Annotated in this window: 32 protein-coding genes, 1 pseudogene and 1 riboswitch; of the genes and pseudogenes, 15 read left to right on the plus strand and 18 right to left on the minus strand. The window is 63.4% G+C overall.

All coding sequences use genetic code 11. The features are described from left to right. Positions 1–5 precede the first annotated feature (5 nt). Complete coding sequence (locus AC04SI_RS29565) at positions 6–902, minus strand: LysR family transcriptional regulator (RefSeq protein ID WP_404283146.1); 897 nt, start codon at positions 900–902, stop codon at positions 6–8. A gap of 107 nt (positions 903–1,009) precedes the next feature. On the opposite strand from AC04SI_RS29565, the gene AC04SI_RS29570 reads away from it, so the two are divergent. The 3 genes from AC04SI_RS29570 (at position 1,010) to groL (ending at position 4,085) form a co-directional block, all read left to right on the plus strand. Continuing rightward, a complete protein-coding gene (locus tag AC04SI_RS29570) occupies positions 1,010–1,777 on the plus strand; it encodes an SDR family NAD(P)-dependent oxidoreductase (RefSeq protein WP_404283148.1) in 768 nt (255 codons plus the stop codon). 293 nt (positions 1,778–2,070) lie between these two features. Continuing rightward, entirely contained in the window at positions 2,071–2,367 is a 297-nt protein-coding gene (gene groES / locus AC04SI_RS29575) for a co-chaperone GroES (RefSeq protein ID WP_006203049.1), read from the plus strand. 62 nt (positions 2,368–2,429) lie between these two features. After that, positions 2,430–4,085: a chaperonin GroEL gene (gene groL / locus AC04SI_RS29580; protein ID WP_404283152.1), complete on the plus strand. Its 1,656-nt coding sequence runs from the start codon at positions 2,430–2,432 to the stop codon at positions 4,083–4,085. A 403-nt stretch (positions 4,086–4,488) separates the two neighbouring features. Here groL and AC04SI_RS29585 read toward each other — a convergent pair whose 3' ends face one another. Beyond that, positions 4,489–5,097 (minus strand): TetR/AcrR family transcriptional regulator, encoded by a 609-nt coding sequence (locus AC04SI_RS29585; protein WP_404283154.1) that lies wholly within the window; start codon positions 5,095–5,097, stop codon positions 4,489–4,491. A 119-nt stretch (positions 5,098–5,216) separates the two neighbouring features. Between AC04SI_RS29585 and AC04SI_RS29590 the strand changes: the two genes are divergently transcribed. The 3 genes from AC04SI_RS29590 to AC04SI_RS29600 all read left to right on the plus strand — a co-directional run bounded on the left by AC04SI_RS29590 (position 5,217) and on the right by AC04SI_RS29600 (position 6,453). Next, positions 5,217–5,663, plus strand: coding sequence for an OsmC family protein (locus tag AC04SI_RS29590; RefSeq protein WP_404283155.1), 447 nt, complete (start codon positions 5,217–5,219; stop codon positions 5,661–5,663). Between the two features lie 16 nt (positions 5,664–5,679). Further along, a complete protein-coding gene (locus AC04SI_RS29595; protein WP_488475413.1) occupies positions 5,680–6,066 on the plus strand; it encodes a nuclear transport factor 2 family protein in 387 nt (128 codons plus the stop codon). Positions 6,067–6,177: 111 nt separating this feature from the next. Further along, the gene (locus AC04SI_RS29600) at positions 6,178–6,453 is read left to right on the plus strand and encodes a hypothetical protein (RefSeq protein WP_404283159.1); all 276 of its coding nucleotides are present in this window, start codon (positions 6,178–6,180) and stop codon (positions 6,451–6,453) included. 94 nt (positions 6,454–6,547) lie between these two features. On the opposite strand, the gene AC04SI_RS29605 is transcribed toward AC04SI_RS29600, so the two are convergent. The 7 genes from AC04SI_RS29605 to AC04SI_RS29635 form a co-directional block, all read right to left on the minus strand. Continuing rightward, positions 6,548–7,159 (minus strand): LysE family translocator, encoded by a 612-nt coding sequence (locus tag AC04SI_RS29605; RefSeq protein ID WP_404283160.1) that lies wholly within the window; start codon positions 7,157–7,159, stop codon positions 6,548–6,550. 120 nt (positions 7,160–7,279) lie between these two features. Continuing rightward, positions 7,280–7,648, minus strand: coding sequence for a fluoride efflux transporter CrcB (gene crcB / locus AC04SI_RS29610; RefSeq protein ID WP_404283161.1), 369 nt, complete (start codon positions 7,646–7,648; stop codon positions 7,280–7,282). 28 nt (positions 7,649–7,676) lie between these two features. After that, positions 7,677–7,738, minus strand: a riboswitch (Fluoride riboswitch). A 91-nt stretch (positions 7,739–7,829) separates the two neighbouring features. Beyond that, the gene (locus AC04SI_RS29615) at positions 7,830–8,213 is read right to left on the minus strand and encodes a YkgJ family cysteine cluster protein (protein ID WP_404283162.1); all 384 of its coding nucleotides are present in this window, start codon (positions 8,211–8,213) and stop codon (positions 7,830–7,832) included. A gap of 4 nt (positions 8,214–8,217) precedes the next feature. Beyond that, positions 8,218–8,376, minus strand: coding sequence for a hypothetical protein (locus tag AC04SI_RS29620; RefSeq protein WP_404283163.1), 159 nt, complete (start codon positions 8,374–8,376; stop codon positions 8,218–8,220). Between the two features lies 1 nt (position 8,377). After that, positions 8,378–8,785, minus strand: coding sequence for a hypothetical protein (locus tag AC04SI_RS29625; protein WP_006203034.1), 408 nt, complete (start codon positions 8,783–8,785; stop codon positions 8,378–8,380). Next, the gene (locus AC04SI_RS29630; protein ID WP_404283249.1) at positions 8,785–9,012 is read right to left on the minus strand and encodes a hypothetical protein; all 228 of its coding nucleotides are present in this window, start codon (positions 9,010–9,012) and stop codon (positions 8,785–8,787) included. Before AC04SI_RS29630 ends, AC04SI_RS29625 begins: the two co-directional genes overlap by 1 nt. 176 nt (positions 9,013–9,188) lie before the next feature. Beyond that, a complete protein-coding gene (locus tag AC04SI_RS29635; RefSeq protein ID WP_192180114.1) occupies positions 9,189–9,398 on the minus strand; it encodes a cold-shock protein in 210 nt (69 codons plus the stop codon). 210 nt (positions 9,399–9,608) lie between these two features. Between AC04SI_RS29635 and AC04SI_RS29640 the strand changes: the two genes are divergently transcribed. After that, positions 9,609–9,755: a hypothetical protein gene (locus AC04SI_RS29640; RefSeq protein WP_488475414.1), complete on the plus strand. Its 147-nt coding sequence runs from the start codon at positions 9,609–9,611 to the stop codon at positions 9,753–9,755. 82 nt (positions 9,756–9,837) lie between these two features. Here AC04SI_RS29640 and AC04SI_RS29645 read toward each other — a convergent pair whose 3' ends face one another. The 4 genes and pseudogenes from AC04SI_RS29645 to AC04SI_RS29660 form a co-directional block, all read right to left on the minus strand. Next, on the minus strand, positions 9,838–10,620 hold the full coding sequence (locus AC04SI_RS29645) for an SRPBCC domain-containing protein (protein ID WP_488475415.1): 783 nt from the start codon (positions 10,618–10,620) through the stop codon (positions 9,838–9,840). After that, entirely contained in the window at positions 10,617–10,937 is a 321-nt protein-coding gene (locus AC04SI_RS29650; protein WP_404283167.1) for an ArsR/SmtB family transcription factor, read from the minus strand. The genes AC04SI_RS29645 and AC04SI_RS29650 overlap by 4 nt, the downstream gene beginning before the upstream one ends. A gap of 106 nt (positions 10,938–11,043) precedes the next feature. Further along, positions 11,044–11,717: pseudogene (locus AC04SI_RS29655) on the minus strand (glutathione S-transferase family protein). A 104-nt stretch (positions 11,718–11,821) separates the two neighbouring features. Further along, the gene (locus AC04SI_RS29660) at positions 11,822–12,955 is read right to left on the minus strand and encodes a metallophosphoesterase (protein ID WP_404283171.1); all 1,134 of its coding nucleotides are present in this window, start codon (positions 12,953–12,955) and stop codon (positions 11,822–11,824) included. Positions 12,956–13,073: 118 nt separating this feature from the next. On the opposite strand from AC04SI_RS29660, the gene AC04SI_RS29665 reads away from it, so the two are divergent. After that, positions 13,074–13,670, plus strand: coding sequence for a hypothetical protein (locus AC04SI_RS29665; RefSeq protein WP_404283172.1), 597 nt, complete (start codon positions 13,074–13,076; stop codon positions 13,668–13,670). Positions 13,671–13,696: 26 nt separating this feature from the next. Here AC04SI_RS29665 and AC04SI_RS29670 read toward each other — a convergent pair whose 3' ends face one another. Then, a complete protein-coding gene (locus AC04SI_RS29670) occupies positions 13,697–14,317 on the minus strand; it encodes a TetR/AcrR family transcriptional regulator (RefSeq protein ID WP_404283174.1) in 621 nt (206 codons plus the stop codon). Between the two features lie 149 nt (positions 14,318–14,466). Here AC04SI_RS29670 and AC04SI_RS29675 point away from each other — a divergent pair, with 149 nt between their 5' ends. After that, on the plus strand, positions 14,467–15,246 hold the full coding sequence (locus tag AC04SI_RS29675) for an NIPSNAP family protein (protein WP_404283176.1): 780 nt from the start codon (positions 14,467–14,469) through the stop codon (positions 15,244–15,246). Here AC04SI_RS29675 and AC04SI_RS29680 read toward each other — a convergent pair. Together AC04SI_RS29680 and choX are read right to left on the minus strand one after the other, a co-directional pair. Beyond that, positions 15,217–16,068, minus strand: a complete 852-nt coding sequence (locus tag AC04SI_RS29680) for an alpha/beta fold hydrolase (protein ID WP_404283177.1) — start codon at positions 16,066–16,068, stop codon at positions 15,217–15,219. The two genes, AC04SI_RS29675 and AC04SI_RS29680, sit on opposite strands and share 30 nt — an antisense overlap. Further along, a complete protein-coding gene (gene choX / locus AC04SI_RS29685) occupies positions 16,065–17,003 on the minus strand; it encodes a choline ABC transporter substrate-binding protein (RefSeq protein WP_404283179.1) in 939 nt (312 codons plus the stop codon). The genes AC04SI_RS29680 and choX overlap by 4 nt, the downstream gene beginning before the upstream one ends. Before the next feature lie 71 nt (positions 17,004–17,074). On the opposite strand from choX, the gene betI reads away from it, so the two are divergent. Further along, on the plus strand, positions 17,075–17,725 hold the full coding sequence (betI, locus tag AC04SI_RS29690) for a choline-binding transcriptional repressor BetI (protein ID WP_120015947.1): 651 nt from the start codon (positions 17,075–17,077) through the stop codon (positions 17,723–17,725). A gap of 85 nt (positions 17,726–17,810) precedes the next feature. Further along, the gene (locus AC04SI_RS29695) at positions 17,811–18,584 is read left to right on the plus strand and encodes an SDR family NAD(P)-dependent oxidoreductase (protein WP_404283181.1); all 774 of its coding nucleotides are present in this window, start codon (positions 17,811–17,813) and stop codon (positions 18,582–18,584) included. Positions 18,585–18,643: 59 nt separating this feature from the next. Here the strand turns inward: AC04SI_RS29695 and AC04SI_RS29700 are convergent, their stop codons facing one another. Next, positions 18,644–19,615, minus strand: coding sequence for a LysR family transcriptional regulator (locus AC04SI_RS29700; protein ID WP_404283182.1), 972 nt, complete (start codon positions 19,613–19,615; stop codon positions 18,644–18,646). A gap of 109 nt (positions 19,616–19,724) precedes the next feature. Between AC04SI_RS29700 and AC04SI_RS29705 the strand changes: the two genes are divergently transcribed. The 4 genes from AC04SI_RS29705 to AC04SI_RS29720 all read left to right on the plus strand — a co-directional run bounded on the left by AC04SI_RS29705 (position 19,725) and on the right by AC04SI_RS29720 (position 22,974). Further along, positions 19,725–20,204: a cupin domain-containing protein gene (locus AC04SI_RS29705; protein ID WP_404283184.1), complete on the plus strand. Its 480-nt coding sequence runs from the start codon at positions 19,725–19,727 to the stop codon at positions 20,202–20,204. 274 nt (positions 20,205–20,478) lie between these two features. After that, positions 20,479–21,876, plus strand: coding sequence for a class II fumarate hydratase (gene fumC, locus AC04SI_RS29710; protein WP_404283185.1), 1,398 nt, complete (start codon positions 20,479–20,481; stop codon positions 21,874–21,876). Positions 21,877–21,990: 114 nt separating this feature from the next. Further along, positions 21,991–22,413: a DoxX family protein gene (locus AC04SI_RS29715; RefSeq protein WP_404283187.1), complete on the plus strand. Its 423-nt coding sequence runs from the start codon at positions 21,991–21,993 to the stop codon at positions 22,411–22,413. Between the two features lie 138 nt (positions 22,414–22,551). Next, positions 22,552–22,974: a DoxX family protein gene (locus AC04SI_RS29720; protein WP_488475416.1), complete on the plus strand. Its 423-nt coding sequence runs from the start codon at positions 22,552–22,554 to the stop codon at positions 22,972–22,974. 14 nt (positions 22,975–22,988) lie between these two features. Here the strand turns inward: AC04SI_RS29720 and AC04SI_RS29725 are convergent. Further along, on the minus strand, positions 22,989–23,921 hold a 933-nt coding region (locus AC04SI_RS29725; RefSeq protein WP_488475417.1), incomplete at its 5' end, for a Ppx/GppA phosphatase family protein.

Here is a 23,921-nt window from a genome sequence, read left to right on the forward strand (position 1 = left end):
CGACCTCAGGGATCCAGCTTCGGCGCCAAGATCTCGACCAGCCAGTCGACGAACACCCTGACCCGCGGCGACAACTGCCGGCTGCGCGGATAGAGAACCGAAATCGGTGTCGCTGTCGGCGGGTAGTCGGAGAGCACCTCGACCAGCCTGCCCGCGGCAAGATCCTCGGCGAAACGAAGCCGCGGTGCCTGGTAGAGGCCGAAGCCGAGCCGCACCAGAGTGGCGCTGGTGTCGGAATTGGCCACGGTGACCAGCGACGGCAGGACGATCTCGCGGACCTTGCCGTCGACCATGAACTCCAACGGCATTACCTGTCCGGTGCGCGAGGAGACAAAACCGATCGTCCTGTGCCCGGCAAGATCGTCGAGAGAGCGCGGCACGCCGTGGCGCTCGAGATAGGCGGGGCTGGCGACGGTGATCTCGCGCGCGGTGCCCAGCCGGCGCACGATCATGTCGCTGTCGGGAAGCACGCCGGCGCGGATCACGCAGTCGACGCCTTCGCGCACCAGATCCACCAGACGATCCCCCTCGCCTATGTGCACGGTCAGACCCGGATGGCGGGCGAGCAGCGCCGGCAGCTCCGGCAGGATGAAGGTGCGCGCCATATGGCCGTTGACGTCGACGCGCAGCCGCCCCCGAACCTCGTTCGCGCCGAAGCCGCCTTCGGCATCCTCGATGTCGGCCAGGATGCCGGTGCAGCGCTGATAATAGGCCTCGCCATCGAGTGTCGTGGTGACGTGGCGGGTGGTCCGCCGCAGGAGTTGCACGCCCAATCGTTCCTCGAGTTGCTTGATCGCGGAGGTAGCGGTGGAGCGCGGCAATCCGAGATCGGCGGCGGCGGCCGTGAAGCTGCGCCGCTCCACGACGCGGGTGAACAGGCGCATGCTATCGAGCTTGTCCATTTTTTTCGATTGTTCGTCTTTTTTGAATAGAGAAGGCATTTATTGCCTGATTATATCCGCCAGACGGGAGAATAAATAGATGCCATCGCAAATCGATGGAGACGACCATGACCAAGACCAATCGCCCGATAGCCCTGATCACCGGCGGCAGCCGTGGATTGGGACGCAACACCGCGCTCAGCCTCGCCCGCAAGGGCGTCGACCTGGTGATTACCTACCGCTCCCGCGCGGATGAGGCCCAGGCGGCCGTCGCGGAGATCGAGGCGGCGGGCGGCCGCGCCGCGGCGCTGCAACTCGATACGGGCACGGTCGCAACCTTCCCGGCCTTCGTCGAGGTGCTGGAGCGCACGCTGCGCGAGACCTGGCAGCGCGACCAGTTCGACTTCCTCGTCAACAATGCCGGCACCGGCCTGCGCAAGACCATCGCCGAGACGACCGAAGAGGAATTCGACACGCTGGTGAACATCCACCTCAAGGGCGTATTCTTCCTCACCCAGGCGCTGCTGCCGCTGATCGCGGATGGTGGCCGCATCATCAATGTGTCGAGCGGGTTGGCGCGCTTCTCGGTCCCCGGCTCATCTGCTTATGCGATGATGAAGGGCGGCATCGAGGTGTTCACGCGCTATCTCGCCAAGGAACTCGGCGCCCGCCACATCACCGCCAACACAGTAGCACCCGGCGCGATCGCAACCGACTTCAACGGCGGCCATGTGCGCGACGACGCCGAGATCAACCGCATGGTGGCAGGCGTCACCGCGCTCGGCCGCGCCGGCGTGCCCGACGATATCGGCCCGATGATCGCCTCGCTGCTGTCGGACGACAGCCGCTGGGTCAACGCCCAACGCATCGAAGTGTCGGGCGGCATGAACATTTAGCCAGGCACCTCATCTTCCCACGCCGATCCTGGGCGGCGCAGCGGGCATTTTTCGTGGCCAAAGCCAATAGCAATCGGCGCGTTCCAAAACCGGGCGACTGCTCAAACAAAATTTCGCGCCATTGCGCCCTCTCGCGCGCCTTGACTCTCGCCAGCCAGCAGCCTATTTCACCGGCACGTTAGCACTCGCCATTGGTGAGTGCTAACCAAGGGTCCGGCGCTGCCGGGCTTGGTTTGTCCGGCTTCGCCGGACGGAGGAACAGTTCTCACCGTTCTCATTTCGAGGAAGAAAAAATGGCAAAGTCGAAGTTCCGCCCGCTTCATGACCGCGTGGTCGTTCGCCGGGTTGAATCCGAATCCAAGACGGCCGGCGGGATCATCATCCCGGATACGGCGAAGGAAAAGCCGCAGGAAGGCGAGATCATCGCCGTCGGTTCCGGCGCCCGCGACGAAGCCGGCAAGCTCGTCCCCCTGGACGTCAAGGCTGGCGACCGCATCCTGTTCGGCAAGTGGTCGGGCACCGAAGTCAAGCTCAATGGCGAAGACCTTCTGATCATGAAGGAATCCGACATCATGGGCATCATCGGCTGAATATCGGCCTCACCGTCATCTAAATCTGCGGGCTCGATCAAAGCCCCTGCCAGGAGCTAAACATGGCTGCCAAAGAAGTAAAATTCTCCCGCGACGCCCGTGAGCGCATGCTGCGCGGCGTCAACATCCTCGCCGACGCGGTGAAGGTCACGCTCGGCCCCAAGGGCCGCAACGTCGTCATCGACAAGTCGTTCGGCGCCCCGCGCATCACCAAGGACGGCGTCACCGTCGCCAAGGAAATCGAACTTGAGGACAAGTTCGAGAACATGGGCGCGCAGATGGTCCGCGAAGTTGCTTCGAAGACCAACGACATCGCCGGCGACGGCACCACGACCGCGACGGTTCTCGCGCAGTCGATCGTCCAGGAAGGTCACAAGGCGGTTGCCGCCGGCATGAACCCGATGGACCTGAAGCGCGGCATCGACCTCGCCGTCACCGAAGTCGTCGTGGCGCTCGGCAAGGCCGCCAAGAAGATCAAGACCTCCGAGGAAGTCGCCCAGGTCGGCACGATCTCGGCCAATGGCGACGAGTCGGTCGGCGCCATGATCGCCGAAGCGATGCAGAAGGTCGGCAACGAGGGCGTCATCACGGTCGAGGAAGCCAAGACCGCCGAGACCGAACTCGAAGTCGTCGAAGGCATGCAGTTCGACCGCGGCTACCTGTCGCCCTACTTCGTCACCAACGCCGACAAGATGGTTGCCGATCTCGAGGACGCCTACATCCTGCTCCACGAGAAGAAGCTCTCCAACCTACAGGCGATGCTGCCGGTCCTCGAGGCCGTCGTGCAGACCTCCAAGCCGCTGCTCATCATCTCGGAAGACGTCGAAGGCGAGGCTCTGGCCACGCTGGTCGTCAACAAGCTGCGTGGCGGCCTGAAGATCGCCGCCGTCAAGGCGCCGGGCTTCGGTGATCGCCGCAAGGCCATGCTGGAAGACATCGCCATCCTCACCGGTGGCCAGGTCATCTCGGAAGACCTCGGCATCAAGCTCGAGAATGTCGGCCTCAACATGCTCGGCCGCGCCAAGAAGGTGTCGATCTCCAAGGAGAACACCACCATCGTCGACGGCGCCGGCAAGAAGGCCGAGATCCAGGGCCGCGTCGCCCAGATCAAGCAGCAGATCGAGGAGACCACCTCGGACTACGACAAGGAGAAGCTGCAGGAACGTCTCGCGAAGCTCGCGGGCGGCGTTGCGGTGATCCGCGTCGGCGGTGCGACGGAAGTCGAAGTCAAGGAAAAGAAGGACCGCGTCGATGACGCCCTCAACGCGACCCGCGCGGCCGTGGAAGAAGGCATTGTCGCTGGCGGTGGCGTGGCCCTGCTGCGCGCTTCGGCCAACCTCAAGGCCACCGGCGCCAACTCCGACCAGGCCGCCGGCATCAACATCGTGCGTCGTGCGCTGCAGGCTCCGGCCCGCCAGATCGCGGCCAACGCCGGTGCGGAAGCTTCGATCGTTGCCGGCAAGATCCTCGACAACAAGGGCGCGACCTTCGGCTACAACGCCCAGACTGGCGAATATGGCGACATGATCGCCATGGGTATCGTCGATCCGGTCAAGGTCGTTCGTACGGCTCTGCAGGATGCGGCCTCGGTCGCCGGCCTGCTGGTAACCACCGAAGCCATGATCGCCGAGGCTCCGAAGAAGGAGTCGGCTGGCGGCGGCATGCCTGCCGGCATGGGCGGCGGCGGCATGGGCGGCATGGGCGGCATGGACTTCTAAGAAGTCCATTAAAGCACGCCCATCAACTAACAATGCTCAAGCCCGCAAGCGGGCTTGAGTGGCGGCATGGACTTCTAATCCAGCCAACTCGCTAGGCTTACGAAAAGGGCGGCAGCAATGCCGCCCTTTTTTCATGGCGACGTTCTACCGCACTGGCCGACTGTGAGCGCGCGCAGAGATGCATACCTGGCCAAAAACCGAACTTCCTGACCGCGCTGGCCAATGGTCCGGCCCTCAGTGCAGGCCTGCTTTCCCAACCAGGGGACTTAGGGCCCATCCGATCCCGATCGAATCAGGATGTGGCCTATCGTTCTGTTTGAGCTCAGCGCTAGAATCACGAAACCGTTCTAACCGTTTGTTTTTGCGAAGTTCCGGTCGGAAACAGACGCCCTGGACTCACGCCTCAGACGGCGGCCTCCGCACGTTGCCGCGCTTCGCCGGCCAGCACGGCCGACTCGACCAGCGCCGCGACTTCGTCGGCCACGGCCAGCAGCGGGGCGCGATCACGGGTGGCGCGCGCAATCACCATCAGCCCTTCCAGCGAGGATTCGACCAGCAACGCCAAGGCATGCGCACGGCGTTCGGGCACCCCTGCCCTGACGAAGGCCTGCCGCAGCAGGCCGATCCACTGCTCGAAGGCCGAGCGGCACAGTTCGGCCAGTTCCGGCACGTTCGCCGGTGAATCCAGCACAAGGGGCGCAATCGGGCAGCCGAGCGTGAATTCATTGTCCTCCAGCATGCGGGCAACCGACTGGTAGATGTGATGGACGGCCACCGCCGGGCTCGTTTCGGCGGCAAGGTCCTCGCCCAGCCTTTCGGTCACTTTGGCGATGCTGTCGCGCGTCACCTCGATGACCAATTGGTCCTTGCCGCCCGGAAAATGGAAATAGAGCGAACCGCGCGGTGCGCCGCTGGCGCTCAGTATGTCGTTGAGCGAGGTGCCGTGATAGCCGCGCTGCCCAATCAGCTGCGCCGTTGCCTCGATCATGCGGGTGCGGGTGTCGTTCGCCATGTCAGCCTCTGTCAGGAGAGAGCCATTATAGGCCTTGTTACTAATATGACAATCGGTCTACATAATATGTAGATCGGTCTACATATGTGCATTTTTCAATCGAACTCATGGAGGAACCAATGACAATTCGTGAAGCTTCGGCCGAGTGGCAAGGTGCGCTGAAGGAAGGTTCGGGCCGGCTTCGGCTGGGCAGCGGCGTCTTCGAGGGCGCCTACTCCTTCCCGTCGCGTTTCGAAAATGGTCCGGGCACCAATCCGGAAGAACTGATCGCAGCGGCCCATGCCGGCTGCTTCTCGATGGCGCTGAGCGCCATTCTCGGCCGGGAGGGTCATATCCCCCGGAATATCCGGACCACGGCGAAAGTGCATCTCGGCGCGACCGCGGCCGGGCCGACGATCACCCGCATCGAGCTCGAAACGCAGGCGGAGGTCGCGGAACTTGCGCCGGAGGAATTCGAGCGGCTAGCGCAGTCTGCCAAGACGACATGCCTGGTCTCGCGCGCGCTTGCCGGCGTGGCCGACATCACCCTCAAGGCCGTGCTCGTCGACGCCGTCGAGCATCAATGAAATCAGGAGAATGACGATGACATACGAGCCTGTCATGGACATCGCCGCGAATGATCTGTCCCGCCAGACGGCCGAGATCATGCGGCGCTTCAACGACGTGTTCCAACGGCATGACCCGTCGGCACTTGCCGAACTGGTGGCCGAGGATTGGGTGATCGAAAACACGGTGCCGGCGCCGGACGGCGCGCGCCATGCCGGCAAGGCGGCATGCGTCGGACTGTGGTCGACGATCGCCACGCAGCCGGGCACGCGCTTCGAGATCGAGGAGACTTTCGTCGCCGGCAATCGGGCAACGATCCGCTGGCGCTATTTCATGGCCGACGGCAATTCGCTGCGCGGCGTCAATTTGATGCGCGTCGAGGACGGGCTGATCGTCGAGGCGATGGGCTACGTCAAAGGATAGATCGACCACCCCCATATAAGACACTCCTAACATAGGTCAACTTGTGCTAGAAATTGGGCACCCCCGACCGCCATCCGACGATCGAGAAAGAGCATAGGGAGGACTAATGTCATGAACATCAGAACCGCCTGCTTTGGAGCACTCGTATTGACCGTCCTCAGCGGCACGGTATTTGCCGGGGCACTCGACTCGCCCAAGATGATGGAACCGTTCTTCACCGATTCGGGCATGAAGACGATGAAGTCCGATGACGAGATGAAGGCTGCTTGGGCAGCGATGTCCAAGGACGACCAGGCCATGATGATGAAGGAATGCCAGGATGCGGCAATGAGCAAGCCGTATGCCCCGTTCTGCGAGAAATTGCAGGCGCTCGGCGGCGCAAACTAGCAACCTTACCGGCTGAACAGCAGATGAAGGCGGGCCTTGGCTCGCCTTCTCATTGCCATCTTGTATGCAGGCGACAAAGCCCGCGAACAGACGCCTACCGGTCCGCCAGCGCCAGCTTGGCGCCGAGCATGACGAAGGCGCCGGCGAAGGTGCGACGCATCCAGGTCAGCACCCTCGGCCGCGACACGACGTGGCTACGGATCGAGGCGGCGAAGATTCCGTAGCCGACGAACACGACGAAGGTGAGCAGCATGAAGACGCTCGACAGTTCCAGCATCTTCGACAGCGCGTGCGGTTCGGTGGTGCTGACGAATTGCGGCAGGAAGGCGAAGAAGAAGATCGACAGTTTCGGGTTGAGGATGTTGATCAGGATGCCGGAGGTGATGACCTTGCCGGCCGAGCGCGGTGCGACGTCCTGGTCGACGCTCAGGCCGCCCCTCTCCTTCAGCGTGTTCCAGGCCATATAGAGCAGATAGGCGACGCCGAGATACTTTAGCGTCTCGAAGGCGATGGCGCTGGTGTGCAGCAGCGCGGCAAGACCGGTGATGGCGGCCGCCATATGCGGGATGATGCCCAGTGTGCAGCCGAAGGCGGCGATGATCGAGGCACGCGCCCCGCGCGACAGGCCGGCGCTTAGCGTGTAGAGAACGCCGGTGCCGGGCGAGGCCACGACGATCAGCGACGTCAACAGGAATTCGATGCTCACGACTTGCTCCTCCGGCACCCGGCCCGGCGGCAAGGTACCGGGCAAGGGCGCTCTACACAAGCTGTGGGCTCACGCCGATGCGCTCACGCTGTCGCGGTTCGCAAGCGCGTCGAAAATCGATCAGCGGCGCATAAGCAGGAGAACTGCCGCCAAAGCCGTCAACGACAGTGTCACACTGGCGACTATGTATCCGATGGCTGCCAGATGCTGGCCGCGTTCCCACAGCGTCACGGCGTCGAGCGAGAAGGTCGAGAAGGTCGTAAAGCCGCCGATGATACCTGTCGTCAGGAACAACCTGACGTCGTCCCCGCCGATCTCGAGCAATGCGAACAGGCTAACGACAAGGCCCATCAAGGCCGATCCGACGATGTTGATGGAAAGCGTTCCGAAGGGAAAGTTGGCACCGAGCAGTCGCAGGGACAGAAGCCCGACGCCGTAGCGGAGAGCGCCACCGATACCTGATCCGATGAACACGACGAAAAATCCCATGACAGCCTCCTGCGCGCCCGAAGGGCGTTCGTCAGCAGGCGTCATCAGCATCAGCGCGGTTATCAGGGAGACACCATTCCCGAGCGCTATATGGCAAGGACTTGCATTCCAGGCAAGGCCTGCCATGTAGAACCGCAGCCATTGCCCCGCCATATCCGCGTGGGGCGAGGAACCGACAGCCCTACAGCGGCAGCCCGTGCGCCTTGCGCGCCATCAGGCAGTCGTCGCCGCCGGGCATGCAGGCGCGGCAGACGTCGGGGCGGACGTCATAGATGCCGCAAGCGGTATGTTTGCCGACCTCGCCGGACAGAGCCGAACAGCGTACGCCGTCGCAACGCATGCCGGACAGATCGGTCGAGACGAATTTCTGCGGAATGCGGTCGAGCTGCGCATCGTCCTCGGTGGAAAAGCGCGGCCATTCGGCTGAATAGGAGCAGCAGGCGCCGCAGGCCTGGCAGTCGAACAGGGCCGCACCGGCCCCTTGCTCTAGCGGCGAAAAGTCTGCGGCTGCCGCCAGGGCAAGCAGGCCCGGCGCGACAGGATCGCGGTCGGCATTTCGCGGCAAGGCGCTATTTCTTCTTGGTCGTCTTCCGGGCCGCATCCGCTGGCGACTTGAACAGATCGGTTGCGACCGGTTCGTCAGCCTTCGGCGCGGCAGCCGGCTTGGCCGGCTTGGCGGTGGCGGCCGGCGCTGCCGGCTGATCCTTGGCGGAAAATTTTATGGCCATGTCAGTCCTCGTCAGAGAAACGCGATGACGGCGCGCGCGGATTGCGAAGGCGGCCGATCAGCGCCGACACCGCCGTGATGTTCATTTCCTCGGGCGACCAGTTCCTGGCGTCCTCGATGTGATGCGGCGCCAGTTCGCGATGCGTACTGCCGCTATAGGCGGCATCCTGATGGGTCACCCGCTCGCGCGTCTTGGTGTCCTCGCGCACATATTCGATCAGATAGTTCGGGGCTTCGGCGCGGCCGCGCACACCGACGCGCACCTGCGCATCGCCATGGGCGCGCTTGCAACGCTCCAGCTTCTCCAGCACGCGCCGGACAAATTCGACCGGCTTGTCGAGAAGTTCGACCATGTCGGCAATGGTCGCGTCGCCGGCGATCGGCGTTGGCGGCACGCGCTTGGTGGCCATCAGCGTTTGCCCGCGCGCTTCAGCATGCTGGCCTGAGCGAGAGCAGCCGCTCTGTCGTCGGCCTCTTTTTCCAGGCGCAGTTCGCGCAGCCGCGCGGTCTTGGCTTCCCGGGCATCGCTGACGGCATCCCGTTCGGAGATGATGCGATTGAGCGACATCGACTGCGTCCGGGTCTTGCTGAAAAGCGACTCGGCCTGATCGCCTGATGTCTTTGAAGTGAGGGACATCTTCTTCTTCCTGGTTCTGGGGATCCACGTTGGCGCGAGGTGCTTAGCACATACCAAGGGACCTGCGGCGCACAATTCACAGCCAGAAACGAAAAAGGCCAGGCATTCGCCTGACCTTCCTTCGCCATCTACCGATGCCAGTACATCCGTGGTCACCGGGAAGGCTGAATTCCGTTTTAGGCAGCCTGAAGCTGATCGGCGGACATCTTGCCCGACTTGTTGTCGCGGACCATCTCGTAGCCAAGCTTCTGGCCTTCGACGATGGTGCGCATTCCGGCACGCTCGACGGCCGAAACATGGACGAAAACGTCGGCCGAACCGTCGTCAGGCTGAATAAAGCCAAAGCCCTTGGTGGCGTTGAACCATTTTACTGTGCCAGTGCTCATAACGAACCCTTTCCATGGCAAATATTCGTTCACCGTCGTGCGAATGCACAACAGCGTTTGTCTCGATTTTTGATGGGAGGAAGTTCGTCAAAGGCGCGCATTGCGCGCGGATAACAAAAGTCGGGCAAACAAATATCGACAAACTTCTAGTAGACTTCTTTTGCCGCCATGTCAAATTTCTTGTTTTGGCGACGACAGCCGAAACGCCGCATGGCTGCCGGGCAAGGCACGACGAAGCCCCTTCCCGTTGCGTCCGGGATGCAAAAAAAATCCGCCAAGCGCCAGATCGAAAAAAAAATCGCAACGGGCGGAACCATCCTGGCATCCGCGCATTTGGATATGGTCAGCAGTTCATGAGAGCAATCTTGGAAAGGCTGGCAAAAAAAGGACGCCTCCCGCGCGATAAAAGGCGCGAGGGGCGTTCTTGTATTTGGGGACGTCACATGATCGCTGACATCAGCGGCAGGATTTCGTAGCGAAAGCCCTGCCCCGAACGCACCACCGGGTCGGCATCGGTCAACGCCCTTGCCTCGGCCTCGGTGCCGACGCGCAGGATGGCGAGGCCCCAGGGCCCGGCCGGGTCGGCAACCGGACCAGCCAGCATCATGGTGCCCTCGGCCAGCTTGCCGCGCAGATAGTCGGCATGCCGGTCCATCAGCGCCCTCTCCTCCTCGGTCAAGGTAAAGGCGAAATCCGGGCGCGGCGGGATCATCCGACAGTGGAATATGCTTGGCGACTTGATGCCAGCTTCGGCGGCAAGGAATGCATTCAGCCAGCCGAGCACTCGCTCCCAGCCGGAGCCATGATCGCGGCATGCGTCCTGACGTGCGCCAAAGCCTTCGTGGCGCAGCGTCAGCCGCGTTCCAGTCTCGACCGCTTCGAGCGTGTAGGTGACGGTCGTGACATTGTCGCCGTCCCACGGCGCCTTCCAGGTCATCACCAGACGATGCGGCGGCTCGACTTCGAGATACTCGCCCTGGACGTGGAATTCATGGCCGTCGGCGCCCTTGCCTTGCGAATACCAGGCGCCGCCCGGCCTGACATCGGCGGTGTGCCTGGTCGTCCGGTAGAGCGCGTCCGAGCCCCACCAGAGCGGGATCTGGTCCTCGGCGGTCAGCGCCCGAAACACCCGTTCCGGCGGCACGGCGATCGTCACTGTGGCAAGGATGGTGCCCACCGAGACGTCGGCGACCGCACGCGGTCCGTCGCTGCTGGCCATCATTCGTTCTCCAGATAGGATTTCAGATTGCCGAGGCTTGCCTGCCAGAAATCGCGATAGGGCAGGATCCAGTCGGCGACGTCCTTCAGCTCCGCCGGTTCCAGCCGGTAGAGCCGCTCGCGGCCATGCTTCTGCTCGGAGACGACGCGCAATTCGCGCAGGATCCTGAGGTGCTTGGAGATCGCCGGCCGGCTCTGCGAAAAGGCCGAGGCGAGTTCGTTGACCGGCGCCGGGCCCCGCCGCAAACGATCTAGGATGGCGCGGCGCGTCGGATCGGCGATGGCGCGAAAAACGGAACGATCGGGATCAGCCTGCGGCATAATGCGTATCCATTTGGTTACGTATTTATGCCGATCGCGATTGCTCGTCAACAACGCCGCAGCGGGATGGGGTCAGGCGCCCCCTGCTGCGGCTACGCTTTGCTGGTCAGTCCTGTTCGTGCGGGCCAGGTTCCGGCCATGTCTCCTTGGCGGCTTCCGCGTACCAGTGCCGCATCGCCGGCGTTGAAAGCACGGCGTCGACATAGGCGCGTGTATCCGGCGCCAGCTCACCGCCATAAGTGTCGAAGCGGGTGACGATCGGCGCATACATGGCATCGGCCGCGGTGAAATGGCCGAACAGGAACGGCCGCCCTTGCCGTACTCGGCACGGCATTGCCGCCAGATCGCTTCGATGCGCGCCCGCTGTGCCTCGCCATCGGCGTCGAGCGGTTTATACGCCTTGGGCCGGCGCAAATTCATCGGCCAGCCATAGCGGACCTCACGAAAGCCGGAATGCATCTCGGTCGCCACCGAGCGGGCCAGCGCGCGGGTGCCGATGTCATCGGGCCAGAGTTTTTTCTCCGGAAACAGGTCGGCGAGATATTCAAGGATGGCAAGGGTTTCCCAGACGATCCTGCTCCCGCCCTTCAACGGCTTGTGATTCAGGACCGGTACCATGCCAGTCGGCGACACCTTGGCCAGGTTGGCGGCGGTTTCCGGCGTGCGCAGGCGCACGAAGCCCTCCTCGAACGGTATCTCCAGATGCCGCATCGCCACCCAGGGCCGGAGCGACCAGGACGAAAAGCATTTGTTGCCTATGAAGAGGGTGAATTCAGCCATGGTTTCTCCCGACTTGCCTGCGCAGCCAACCCTGCCTGCTTAGCCCGGGAGAAGCCGGGCCGATCCCGAAAATACGACAACTGCCGCCGTCCCGCCAGCACGCCTCAGAAGCTCAGGCTCTTCGAGAAGGCGTTGGTGAACATCACCTCGCCATGGTCGCCGGTCGCCTCGCCCAGCACGACATCCATGCCGTCATCGGTCACTCGCACCAGCGCGAAGCCGCCCATATAGGCGGCCTTCGGCTTGATGAGGTCGAGACCGTCGCGCTGGTAGATCATCGGCACCTCGTGCTGATGGCCGTGAAAAATGGCGATGACATTGTAGCCCTTCAGCGCCGAAAGCAGCGCCTGGCGGTCACTCTCGCTCCACCAATGCGGCGCGCCGGCGCCCTCATTGTCGTAAGTCCGCTTGGTCGGATCCCATTTCTCGGTCGAAAAAGTATCCCAGCCGTAATGCTGGAACAGGATGACCGGGCGGCCGTCGCCGGCATAGGTGGCCAGATCCTGCTTCAGCCATGGCAGGCTGGAGATGGCGCCGTGGCCCGTATCGCCGGCGAAACGATGCGTCTGGATAAGATGCAGGCCGCCCCAGTCCCAGGAATAGCAGTCGGTGTCGACATCGTATTCGGTGGCCGGCACCGGCGGCTTGAAGAAGACGCCGGGGCGGTGATTGACTTCGACATAGTCGCGCATCTCGCGGCGGTACCAGTCGACATGATGCGGCGGCCCGTTCTGGTCGAGGTCGTGATTGCCGAGCCCGATATAGACGGGCATGTGGACGCGGTCGGGGCCGATCCCTTGCTGGTAGCGCTGGCTGAACTGCAGCAGCTGCGTGCCTTCGCTGGGCTGGGTGATCTGGCCGCCGCCGTCGTCGGTGATGTCGCCGCCGACGACGAGGCCGAGCGGCGTGCCGATGCGGCTGCCAGCCGAGCGCAGGCCGGTGGCGACGCCGTCGATCTCGGCCGGCCAGTCCTTGTCACTGAGGCCGTTCAGCGCTGCAACGTTGCGCAGCAAGGCGGCGTCGGTCTTGCCTTCCTGCTGGCAGTTGGGGCTGAGGCCGCTCGCCATGCGACAGGCATGGACGTCGGCGATGAAGAGGAAGGTGGCGTCGATGGGCTGGATGCGCTGCCCGGTCTGGCCGAGCGCCGGACGCACAAAGGCACTGGCGGCAGCAACCCCCAGCGCCTGGGCCAAAAAATCGCGCCGGGACGGTAGGCGGGGCGGGAGGCGATTCATCATGCGCCGAAATTCAGCACAGCCGGCGCCCGGCCGTCCAGTGCAGCGCCCATCCATCGACATGGCGCCGCAGGTCTGGCATGTCTTGGCCCTTCAACTTGCACGGGCATAGGAGGACGCCATGAAAGCTGCACCGATCATGATGATGATGCTGGCGGCGTTGCTGCCGGCGGGCGTTGCCCATGCTGCCGACTGCGTCGACGCGAAATCCGCCAGGGATGGCTTCGTGCTGGAAAAGCCCGGCATCCGCAGCGAGTTTCGCCCGACGGCCGGCGGCATGGTTGCCGTCGCCAACAAATACGAATCCGAATCGCCGCAGACGCAGTTCCTATTCAACGGCCTGATCGAGGTGTTTCGCGACAGTGATACCGGTCGGGTGGCGATGATCCCGTTTTCCGATCTGCGAAAACTGTTTCCGCTGAAGACCGGGGCAAAGAGCACGATCGAATTCGTCGAGCTAGCGCCGAACAAGCAGCCAAAGAACACCAAGACGCTGACTTTGGTCGTCAAGGGCAAGGAGACGTTCAGCCTGGGCGACTGCAAATACAAGGTACTGGCGGTCAAAGAGACCTTCAAGAATGGGGCCGGCGAGACGCTGGATGCGTTCACTGCGCTCTATGCGCCAGATCTGCAGGCAGCTCTCGCCCGGCGCTACGACGAGGGCACCAGCGCGGAATCGGTGAACGCTTACGAGACGATCAAACCGCTGGCGAAATAGAGCGGCGCCCTTCTGCCCCTCCAGTTCTAGGGCTTTCCCGGCCGTAGCAGCACCCTGCGACGTCGCCTCGCCGCCTGTCCGCTCTGTGACGGCGCAGCCCTCTGCAACGCCTCCAGGCAATCGCGCAGTGGGCCGGCATCCTGCGCCGTCTTGGCCATCGACATGGCGCCGGAATAGGCGGCGACCGCCAAGGCAGCGAAGCGATCCGGATCGGTACCCTGTTCCTCGCCCGTTTGCTGATCGGTCCTGACCTTGCCGGCGATCGCCTCGCGCCAGGCGGCAAAGATGCTGGCAAGGGCAACGCGGAAATCCGGATCGGCGAGCGACAATTCGTGCGCCAGGTTGTTGAGTTGACAGCCGCGCACGAAACCTTGCTGCTCGAGTTTCGCCACCACCGTCTCGAACACGGCGCGTATGCCCTCGCGGGCCGAGCCCGCCGCCTGCACCGGCACGATCCAGGTTTCTTCGACGGCGGCAGCCACCCGCTCCTCGATCACCGCCAGGGCCAGCGCCTTCTTGGTCGGGAAATGGTGATGCAGCGCGCCGCCGGTGACGCCGGCCGCTGCCATCAGGTCGCCGATGCTGGAAGCGTGATAACCGCGCTCCTGAAACGACGCTTCCGCGACATCGAGCACCCTGTTGCGCATGCCTTCGGGGTCGTTGGTGCGTTTTTGAGCCCGCGATCTTGGGCGAGCGGAAATCTCTGCTGACATTTTCAAACGATAGCAGATTGACAAAACAGGACAACCGGTCTGTTTTGTAAACAGGACGATCATCCTGTTTTGGAGCGTGCGCGATGAAGCTGCCCCTGAAAGCCCCCGCGACAGCCGGCCTGCTCGCCTCGCCCGTGGTCGAATTGCGGCAGTACACGCTAAGACCCGGCCGGCGCGACACGCTGATCGATGTCTTCGACAGCCGTCTGATCGAGGGCCAGGAAGCGGCCGGCATGACCATCATCGGCCAGTTCCGCGACCTCGACCGGCCCGACATGTTCGTCTGGATGCGCGGCTTTGACGGCATGGATGCGCGGAAACAAGCTCTGACGACCTTTTATGACGGGCCGGTATGGGCCGTACACCGCGAAACCGCCAACGCCACGATGATCGATTCCGACGACGTGCTGCTGCTGAAACCGGCATGGCCGGGCGCCGGCTTCGACCTGTCGGGTTTGCGAAGAGCTGATGGGTCTGAGCAGGAAAAACCGAGCGATGACAGCCGCTTGAAGGCCATTGTTGCAATCAAGATACATCATTTGCAGCCTGGCACCGAGGCCGGCTTTGCCGAAAACTTCGAGGCCCGGGCCGTTCCGCTGATCGAGACGCTCGGCGCAAGGTTGCTCGGCACCTTCGTCACCGAGCACGCCGAAAACAGCTTTCCGCGCTTGCCTGTGCGATCAGGCGAAAACGTGTTCATCAGCGCCTTGGGATTCGACAGCGCCGACGCGCACGCAAATCATGAAGCGACACTGGCCGCTTCACCGATGTGGCGGACCTTCCACCGGGCAACGGGACCGAATCGCGCCAGACCGACGCAGACCCTGCGGCTTTCACCGACCTCGCAATCGCTGTTGAGCTAGCCCTGCCCTGAACTTGTCGGTGACGGCCGCGGCAACAAGCGCCGGATCCTCCCAGTGCGGATTATGGCCGCAGCCTTCGATGCGGATGAAGTCGGAACCCGGAAGACAGTGCCGCAGCGCTTGCTGATGCGCTTCGCCAAACAGCGGGTCGACTGCACCGGCGATGATCAGCGTTCGCACCTGTACAGCTCGCGCCGCGTCTGTCAGATTCGTGCGACGAATTTCTTCGAGGATCGCGCGCCAGCTCGCCACCGGCATTGTCGAGGCGTCTTTCGCCATGCCGGCGAGAAAGGGTTGGGGCACACCAGGCCGGCAGGCATGCCACCAGTCATAGAAAGGATCGGCCGGCGAGATCGGATCGCGCAGAGCCTGAACGCCGGCGACCAACGGATGATCCGGCGCGAAATCGGGCTTCAACGTGCCGGCCAGGACCACCAGCCCGCCGATGAGCTTCCTATGCCGCGCGGCCAGCGCGATAGCCACCATGGCACCAAGCGAATGGCCGACGAGGACCGGCCGATCGAGCCGCAACTGCCCGATCAGCCCGGCAATGTCGTCGGCGAAGCTGGCAGGCCGGAAGGCTCGCAATCCGGCCTGCGAAGCGCCGTGGCCACGCAAGTCCGGAATGATCAGCCGGCGTCCGGCAAGGTGCGGCGCCAGCAGCGAAAAGCTGCGGCTGGTGTCGGTGAAGCCATGGATCAGCAGCAAGGCCGGCTCGGCACCGGGGAATTCGACATAGGCCACAGAGAGGCCATCGACATCGGCCATTCGCTTGCGGCCTGCCCAGGCTTGCTGCTCGACCTCGAATTCGACGAAGCTCACAGGCCGAGCTTTTCCTTCACGGCAGCCAGGCCGGGCTTGCCGTCGAAAGTGGTGACGCCGGCGAGCCAGGCGTCGAGACGGCCCTTGTTCAGGGTGATCGCCTTCAGTCCGGCCTCTTCGGGCTTCATGCCGTCATTGATCAGATAGCCCATGCCGACATTCTCGAAGTCGACGTCGAAGGCGAGATTCCTCAGCAGCTGCGCGGCATTCGGGCACTGTTCGAGATAGCCCTTGCGCACCTGCGTGGTGACCGTCGCCGCGCCAAGGTTTGGGCCGTAGAACTTGTCGCCGCCGGTCAGGTACTTGAAGTCGTACATGGTGTTCATCGGATGCGGGGCCCAGCCCTGGAAGACGATGAACTGCTTTTCCTTTATCTCGTAGCCGACCTCGGACAGCATGCCGGCTTCGCTCGACTCGACGACCTGCCAGCCATCGAGGCCGAGCGACGGATCGGCGATGGCGTCCATCATCAGCTGGTTCGAGCCGGGCTCGATGCCATACATCTTCTTTCCGAACTTGTCGGCGAACTTGTGCAGGTCGGCAAAATCCTTGACGCCGGCGTCCCAGACATAGGTCGGGACGGCGAAGGTGTATTTGGCCCCTTCCAGATTGACGCGCACGTCCTCGACCGAACCGTCCTTCTTGTAGGGTTCGTAGTAGGTGACCATGGCCGGGTTCCAGTAACCCAGGAACAGGTCGAGATCGTTGTTCTTCATCCCTTCGTAGATGACGTTGATGCCCAGCACCGAGCTCTGCGGCTGATAGCCGAGCGCACCGAAAAGAACATTGGCGACACCAGTGGTGAAGGCCAGATCGTTCCATCCAGGTTCGGCCATGCGGACCGCTCTGCACTGCTCGGCCTCGGCCGCTCGAGCCGCATGAGAAGCCAGCGCCAGTGCGGCCAGGCAGACCCCGGTTGCCAGAGTGCGATGCATGCGACGTCTCCTTTTGTCCGTTCGGACTAATAATTGCCCCATGGGTCAATTCTTGATCTCAACGGATAAGGATGTCAATCTGTAATCGCGAACAGGTGGATTCTCCGGTGAAGCTCAGCCGCATCAGCGATATCAGGCGCAGGGAATTGCGGCAGGCGGCGTTCGCGGTGCTGGAACGTGAAGGCATAGCCGGCGCGACGCTGGAAAAGGTGGCGGCCCAAGCCGGTGCCTCGAAAGGCATCGTGCTGCATTATTTCCGCAACAAGCAGGAGTTGTTCGAGCACGCGATGCGCGAGGCGAACGCAGTCCTATGCCACGCAGTGATCGCGCGGCTTCGGCGGGCACGGACGCCGATGGAGCGCCTAGATGCGGTTATCGAAGGCAATTTCGAGGAGCATCTGTTCCTGCCACCTCTCTGCCACGCCTGGCTTTCGCTCTGCGCGGAGGTGCCGCGCGACGACAAGCTCGCCCGCATTCAGAAGGTCATACATGCACGCATGCGCTCGAACCTGTTGTCCGGTCTGCGCGGTCTTGCATCGTCCGTAGAGGCCGACGATATCGCGCTTGGCGTCACCGCGCTGATCGACGGGCTGTGGCTGCGGCTCGGCCTGCAGCCGGGCAGCGTCTCGCGCGAACAGGCGATCCGTCAGGTGAAAGAATATGTTGCGGGGCGGCTCGCCATGCGACGGCCCGCGGCCGTCGGGCTGGCCTCGGCCGGATAAAGTTCATACTGCGGGATAGGCTCTTGGGTTGACCGCCCAAGCCGTTCGGCATGCTCTTTGCCAATGGCACAAGCAGGAGCATCCCATGAGACTTCACGGCAAACGGGCGCTGGTCACCGGCGGTTCGGACGGGATCGGCCTGGCGATCTCTGAGGCATTCGCACGCGAGGGCGCCGATGTTCTGATCGTCGGCCGCGACGCCGGCAAGCTTGAGGCGGCGCGCCAGACGCTGATTGCCTCAAGCAAGGACGGCTCGACGGTCGAAACCCTGTCGGCCGACCTTTCGACCTCAGCCGGCATCGATGCGGTGGCCGCGCATGTGAAACAGGGGCGGCCGCTCGACGTCCTCGTCAACAATGCTGGCGTCGCCTTCCTGGTGCCCTTCGATAGCGTTACAGAAGAGCAATTCCAGCAATCCTTCGCACTCAATGTGACGGCGGCGTTCTTCCTGACACAGCGGCTATTGCCGCATCTCACTGCTGCCGCCTCCGTCATCAACATCTCGTCCTACTTCGCCAGCAAGATGATCCCGAAGCGACCGTCGAGCCTGTACTCGCTGTCCAAAGGCGCTCTCAACTCATTGACAAAGTCGCTGGCCTTCGAGCTCGGCCCGCGCGGCATCCGCGTCAATGCGATCGCGCCTGGCACGGTCGATACCGCCATGCGACGCAAATCGATCGTCAACCTGCCGGCGGAAGCGCAGGCAGAACTGAAAGCCTATGTCGAGCGCAGCTATCCGCTCGGCCGCATCGGCCAGACCAGCGATCTCGCCGGCATCGCCGTGTATCTGGCCAGCGACGAGGCGGCGTGGACCAGCGGCGGGATTTTCGCGATCGACGGCGGCTATACGGCGGGGTGAGTATTTGTTCTTGCGCAATTCCGGACGGAAAGCCGCCACACACTTTTGCTGGAATTGCTTTAGCCCTGCGAACCTGTGCTTTCGGCACCCTCGAAGTCACGGAATCCAAGAGCCTCGACGGTTTCCAGAATCCGGCTGCGGATCCAGCGGTGAGGCTCCTCATCATCGTGACGGGCGTGCCAGTACATTCTCACCGCAGGTGAAGGAATGGGAAACGGCGCTTCATAGACGGCGATCGGCAGCGACTTCGCCGCCACCACCGCGAACTGCCTTGGAATCGCGGCCAGGTAGAGCCCGTGGGCTACCGCCAGCGCGACAGCTTGGAAGTGCGGCAGCGCCAGACTGACGCGGCGTGTCCGTCCGATCTTGTCCAGCGCCTCGTCGGTAAATCCCGACATCGAGCCATCGATGGAGCGGATGGCGTGCGGCAGTTGGCAGAAGAGGTCGATCGGCAGGCGCTCGCCCTCGGCGATCCCCGCCTGCCTGATCGCGGCATTGTCCTTCGCGGCGATGATGGCGAAGGGCGAGCCGAAGAGAGGCGTACTGGAGACCCAGTCGGAAACCTCCAGCGGGCGTTCCAGAGCCACGTCGATCTGATCCTCCTGGAGCAGCCTGGAGACATCACCGCTTGCGCTGTCCAGAAAGCGGAACGACACGCCGGGCGCCACGGCCGCGATGCGCGCCGCCAGCGGCGGCATCAAAAGCATGGAGAAGAAATCCGCGCCCATGAAGGTGAAGGTTCGCTCCAGCCCGGCCGGATCGAAGTCTTTCGCCGGCTGGAAGACGCGTTCGATCTCGCGCAGCGCCACGCGAACCGGCTCCGCCAGGCTTTCGGCGCGCGGCGTCGGCACCATCTCGTTGCCGCGCCGCACGAAAAGTTGGTCGTTGAGGGCATGGCGCAGGCGGTTGAGCGCCGCGCTGACGGCAGGCTGGCTGAGGCCGATCTGCTCACCGGCGCGCGTCACGCTTCTCTCGCGCAAAAGCGCGTCCAGCACCCTGACGAGGTTGAGATCGAGCGCGTTCAAATTCATCCCATCAATTCGCCCCACACGATCATTCGATTTCCGTCGCCTGCCCATCCTTGGTTAGGTCGCTGCCGACGCCGCTCCGTCGGCACCGCCAGCACAAGGGGAAGCTGTCATGACAATGATCAACCGGACCATCGCAGGCAAGGAACTCTTCTGGTTCAACAACACGCTCGTCGCCATCCAGATTTCGTCCGCCGAGGGCGAGGACGGACTCTGCGTCGTCGAGCATCTCAAGCCTTACGGCGAGTCCCCGCCGCTGCATGTGCATCGGCATGAGGATGAGGTGTTTCACATCCTGGAAGGAAGGCTGCGCTTCGTCGTCGACGGCCGCGAGCGGATTGCCGTCGCCGGCGAGACCGTGATCGCGCCGAAAGGCCTGCCGCACACGTTCAGGGTCGAATCCCCGGAAGGTGCACGTACCCTCACCATCACGCGCGGCTCCGATTTCGAAACGATGCTGCGCCAGGCCAGCCGTCCCGCCGAACGGCCGGACCTGCCGCCGGCATCGGAGCCTACGCCAGAGATGATCGAGGCCCTGACGCGGATCTGCGCGAAGAACGGCATCGATATTGTCGGTCCGCCATTGGGGTGAGAGGCATTCTTTACCTTCTCCCCCTGTGGGAGAAGGTGGATCGGCGCGCAGCGCCGAGACGGTTGAGGGGTGTTGGACGGATCGCTGTCGACGCCAAGCTGGAGCACCCCTCATCCGACCTCGCTTCGCGAGGCCACCTTCTCCCACAAGGGGAGAAGGAAGATAGCGCCCACGCCTTCAACCGATTTGCATCGCCACCGCCCGCAATCTCCGCTTGAAGCGATTTGTGCAACGCGATACGCCGTTGCCGAATTTCGAGAACCGGAGACCTCCAGTGAGCGCTGAGAAGACCAGAACCGAAACCGATACGTTCGGTCCCATCGAGGTCGCCGCTGACCGTTACTGGGGCGCGCAGGCGCAACGTTCGCTCGGCAATTTCAAGATAGGCTGGGAAAAGCAGCCGGCTTCGATCGTCCGCGCCTTGGGCATCGTCAAGCGGGCGGCGGCCGAAGCCAACATGGATTTGAAGCGGCTCGACCCGGCGATCGGCAAGGCGATCATCGAAGCGGCGCAAGAGGTTATCGACGGCAAGCTCAACGACCACTTCCCGCTGGTGGTGTGGCAGACCGGCTCGGGCACGCAGTCCAACATGAACGCCAATGAGGTGATCTCCAACCGGGCGATCGAACTTCTGGGCGGCACTATGGGCTCGAAGAAGCCGGTGCATCCGAACGACCACGTCAATATGAGCCAGTCGTCGAACGACACCTATCCGACGGCCATGCATATCGCCTGCGCCGAGCGCATCGTCCACGATCTGCTGCCGGCGCTGAAACACCTGCATGCAGCGCTCGAGGCCAAGACCAAGGCGTTCTCCCACATCATCAAGATCGGCCGCACGCACACGCAGGACGCGACGCCGCTGACGCTGGGCCAGGAATTCTCGGGCTATGCGGCGCAGGTCGCCTCGTCGATCAAGCGCATCGAGATGACGCTGCCCGGCCTGCAGGAACTGGCGCAAGGCGGCACCGCCGTCGGCACCGGCCTCAACGCCCCGGTCGGCTTCGCTGAGAAGGTGGCGGAGCGCATCGCCGCCATCACCGACATCGGCTTCGTCACCGCGCCGAACAAGTTCGAGGCACTCGCCGCCCACGATTCCATGGTGTTCTCGCACGGCGCCATCAACGCGGCGGCCGCGGCGCTGTTCAAGATCGCCAACGACATCCGATTCCTCGGCTCCGGTCCGCGTTCCGGCCTCGGCGAACTGTCGTTACCGGAAAACGAGCCGGGCTCCTCGATCATGCCGGGCAAGGTCAACCCGACCCAGTGCGAGGCGCTGACGCAGGTCTGCGTCCAGGTGTTCGGCAATAATGCCGCACTCACCTTCGCCGGCAGCCAGGGCCATTTCGAACTCAACGTCTACAATCCGCTGATGGCCTACAATTTCCTGCAGTCGGTGCAGCTGCTCGCCGATGCCTCGGTCTCCTTCACCGACAATTGTGTGGTCGGCATCGAGGCACGTGAGGACAACATCAAGGCAGCGCTTGACCGCTCGCTGATGCTGGTGACGGCGCTCGCGCCCACCATCGGCTACGACAATGCCGCCAAGATCGCCAAGACCGCGCACAAGAAGGGCACCACGCTCCGCGAGGAAGCCCTGGCCACCGGGCTGGTCAGCGAGGCCGACTATGACCGGCTGGTGCGGCCTGAGGACATGACGCATCCGGGGTAAGTTAGTATCACCGATGTAACCTTGTGAACGATCTGTCGCCAGATCGACATCTTTGGTGAACAGTTGGGCTGCTCTATCTGGAGGGGCATCATCCCAAGCCCCTGGAGAGTCACCATGTCCATCAACACTTCCGCCGCCGGTTCCGGCGCTGCTTCCAACGCCTCTACCTCGATCCTGCTTGGCCGCGCTCTGCTTGCGGCAATCTTCCTCCTGTCCGGTTTCGGCAAGCTGACCGCGATCGCCGGCACCGCCGGCTATTTCGGCAGCCTCGGCCTGCCGCTGCCGACCGTAACCGCCATTGTCGTCGGCCTCATCGAATTGCTCGGCGGCCTCGCCATCCTCGTTGGTTTCCAGACCCGGATCGTCGCCTGGGTGCTGGCGGTCTTCACGGTCGCCACCGGGCTGGTCGCCCATATGAATTGGGCCGACCAGATGCAGATGATCAGCTTCTTGAAGAATCTGGCGATTGCCGGCGGCTTCATTGCGCTGGCTTCCTCGGGCGCCGGCGCCTATTCGGTCGACGCCAAGCGCGGCTGAACCACCTACCGGATACATGACAGAAGCGGCGCGGAATTTTCCGCGCCGCTTTTTCGTTGTCGATCCAGGCGCCCGGATTACCGATTCCTGCTAGGATCGGGAAGTCGGGATAGTCGGCCGACGACGACGGAGGTCTCCATGCCCCGCAACGCGCTGCTTCTCTTGTCCAGGCTGTTGCTCGCCGCTTTGTTCGTGCCCTCCGGTTTCCAGGCGCTGGCCAACATTTCCGGCACGACAGACTATTTCGCAGGTCTCGGCCTGCCGCTGCCGATGCTCGCCGCCTGGGGAACCGGCCTGTTCGAACTGATCGCCGGGCTTTTGATCCTGGTCGGCTTCCAGACGCGGATCGCGGCGCTGCTGCTCGCCGCCTTCTGCATCGCCGCCGGCTTCATCGGTCATTACGGCCAGGGCGCCGACGACGCGACGCTTGCCTTCCTGCACCAGCAGATGCTGATGAAGGACATTGCGATTGCTGGCGGCTTCCTGGCGCTGGCGATGGCCGGCGCCGGCGCCTGGGCGATCGACGGAAGGAGCTTCGGGATCGGCGCTGACGCCACCTGATTCTATCTGACGGCCTATTTCACCGAAACGCTGGGGCCGCCTTCGACCGCCAGCACCAGCCGGCGTCCGGTGACCCTTGCCAGTTGCGCCAGGCGCCCGGCCGGCCGCTCGCCGTAGAGGTCGGCGAGCGCGGCCGGCAACACCAGCGCCAGCCCGCCATTGGGGCGGGGTTCCCATTTCAGCCTGGGCATGACGCCCGGCATCGCCGCCGTCAGCAGGTAGACGACACGCAGCATCGCCGCCAGGGAGCGGGCGCGCTCGAGATAGCGCGCCGTCGCCAGCCCGCGGATTTCCGGGACCGCTTCGTTGAACACGCCCTCGTGGCGGAACAGGCCGACCAGCGCCAGGAAGGCGCGGCCAGGATGGTCGACGCCGATGAAGGAGGCGTGGGCAATGATGTTGAGCGACTGCTTGCCGCGATATTCGGGGTGAGCGCGCCAGCCGATATCGGCCAGCAGGCAGGCCGCCTGGCGATAGCGCGCCTCGTCCTCGGTTTCGTCGATGCCGAAGGCGGCGAAGGCCTTGCCGGTCCATTCGACCAGCTCATGCGCGTGGGTGACCGAGCGCGAGCGCAGCCGGGCAAGTTCCTCGGCCGCCGAGATCAGCGGATCGGCTTTCTTCTCGGCCTCGTCCAGCAGCGAATAGAGAAACCCCTCGCGCACGCCGAGCGCCGAGACGACGATCTTCGAGGGTTGCATCGCCGCCATGATCTCCTGCAGCACGACGGCGCCATAGGGCAGCAGCGAGCGGCGGTTCTTGGACACGCCCTCGATGCCCTTGACCTTCTCGATCTCGGCTTTCGTCACCTGCTTGAGGAAGTTCTGGGCACTGTCGGCGCTGATCTCGTAGTGATGCATGACGCCGAGCGGATAGTTGGTCATCTCCATGTGCAGCCGGGCCAGGTTTCGCCAGGTGCCGCCGACGGCATAGAAGGCCCTGCCCTGCCC

This window comes from Mesorhizobium sp. CNPSo 4689 (assembly GCF_057784325.1).

What these genes read in the sequence shown, in the direction of transcription:
- AC04SI_RS29565 (WP_404283146.1), bottom strand. Translation starts at nt 902, where the DNA reads ATGGACAAGCTCGATAGCATGCGCCTGTTCACCCGCGTCGTGGAGCGG.
- AC04SI_RS29570 (WP_404283148.1), top strand. Translation starts at nt 1,010, where the DNA reads ATGACCAAGACCAATCGCCCGATAGCCCTGATCACCGGCGGCAGCCGT.
- groES (WP_006203049.1), top strand. Translation starts at nt 2,071, where the DNA reads ATGGCAAAGTCGAAGTTCCGCCCGCTTCATGACCGCGTGGTCGTTCGC.
- groL (WP_404283152.1), top strand. Translation starts at nt 2,430, where the DNA reads ATGGCTGCCAAAGAAGTAAAATTCTCCCGCGACGCCCGTGAGCGCATG.
- AC04SI_RS29585 (WP_404283154.1), bottom strand. Translation starts at nt 5,097, where the DNA reads ATGGCGAACGACACCCGCACCCGCATGATCGAGGCAACGGCGCAGCTG.
- AC04SI_RS29590 (WP_404283155.1), top strand. Translation starts at nt 5,217, where the DNA reads ATGACAATTCGTGAAGCTTCGGCCGAGTGGCAAGGTGCGCTGAAGGAA.
- AC04SI_RS29595 (WP_488475413.1), top strand. Translation starts at nt 5,680, where the DNA reads ATGACATACGAGCCTGTCATGGACATCGCCGCGAATGATCTGTCCCGC.
- AC04SI_RS29600 (WP_404283159.1), top strand. Translation starts at nt 6,178, where the DNA reads ATGAACATCAGAACCGCCTGCTTTGGAGCACTCGTATTGACCGTCCTC.
- crcB (WP_404283161.1), bottom strand. Translation starts at nt 7,648, where the DNA reads ATGGGATTTTTCGTCGTGTTCATCGGATCAGGTATCGGTGGCGCTCTC.
- AC04SI_RS29620 (WP_404283163.1), bottom strand. Translation starts at nt 8,376, where the DNA reads ATGGCCATAAAATTTTCCGCCAAGGATCAGCCGGCAGCGCCGGCCGCC.
- AC04SI_RS29625 (WP_006203034.1), bottom strand. Translation starts at nt 8,785, where the DNA reads ATGGCCACCAAGCGCGTGCCGCCAACGCCGATCGCCGGCGACGCGACC.
- AC04SI_RS29630 (WP_404283249.1), bottom strand. Translation starts at nt 9,012, where the DNA reads ATGTCCCTCACTTCAAAGACATCAGGCGATCAGGCCGAGTCGCTTTTC.
- AC04SI_RS29635 (WP_192180114.1), bottom strand. Translation starts at nt 9,398, where the DNA reads ATGAGCACTGGCACAGTAAAATGGTTCAACGCCACCAAGGGCTTTGGC.
- AC04SI_RS29640 (WP_488475414.1), top strand. Translation starts at nt 9,609, where the DNA reads ATGGCTGCCGGGCAAGGCACGACGAAGCCCCTTCCCGTTGCGTCCGGG.
- AC04SI_RS29645 (WP_488475415.1), bottom strand. Translation starts at nt 10,620, where the DNA reads ATGATGGCCAGCAGCGACGGACCGCGTGCGGTCGCCGACGTCTCGGTG.
- AC04SI_RS29650 (WP_404283167.1), bottom strand. Translation starts at nt 10,937, where the DNA reads ATGCCGCAGGCTGATCCCGATCGTTCCGTTTTTCGCGCCATCGCCGAT.
- AC04SI_RS29660 (WP_404283171.1), bottom strand. Translation starts at nt 12,955, where the DNA reads ATGATGAATCGCCTCCCGCCCCGCCTACCGTCCCGGCGCGATTTTTTG.
- AC04SI_RS29665 (WP_404283172.1), top strand. Translation starts at nt 13,074, where the DNA reads ATGAAAGCTGCACCGATCATGATGATGATGCTGGCGGCGTTGCTGCCG.
- AC04SI_RS29670 (WP_404283174.1), bottom strand. Translation starts at nt 14,317, where the DNA reads ATGCGCAACAGGGTGCTCGATGTCGCGGAAGCGTCGTTTCAGGAGCGC.
- AC04SI_RS29675 (WP_404283176.1), top strand. Translation starts at nt 14,467, where the DNA reads ATGAAGCTGCCCCTGAAAGCCCCCGCGACAGCCGGCCTGCTCGCCTCG.
- choX (WP_404283179.1), bottom strand. Translation starts at nt 17,003, where the DNA reads ATGCATCGCACTCTGGCAACCGGGGTCTGCCTGGCCGCACTGGCGCTG.
- betI (WP_120015947.1), top strand. Translation starts at nt 17,075, where the DNA reads ATGTCAATCTGTAATCGCGAACAGGTGGATTCTCCGGTGAAGCTCAGC.
- AC04SI_RS29695 (WP_404283181.1), top strand. Translation starts at nt 17,811, where the DNA reads ATGAGACTTCACGGCAAACGGGCGCTGGTCACCGGCGGTTCGGACGGG.
- AC04SI_RS29700 (WP_404283182.1), bottom strand. Translation starts at nt 19,615, where the DNA reads ATGAATTTGAACGCGCTCGATCTCAACCTCGTCAGGGTGCTGGACGCG.
- AC04SI_RS29705 (WP_404283184.1), top strand. Translation starts at nt 19,725, where the DNA reads ATGACAATGATCAACCGGACCATCGCAGGCAAGGAACTCTTCTGGTTC.
- AC04SI_RS29715 (WP_404283187.1), top strand. Translation starts at nt 21,991, where the DNA reads ATGTCCATCAACACTTCCGCCGCCGGTTCCGGCGCTGCTTCCAACGCC.
- AC04SI_RS29720 (WP_488475416.1), top strand. Translation starts at nt 22,552, where the DNA reads ATGCCCCGCAACGCGCTGCTTCTCTTGTCCAGGCTGTTGCTCGCCGCT.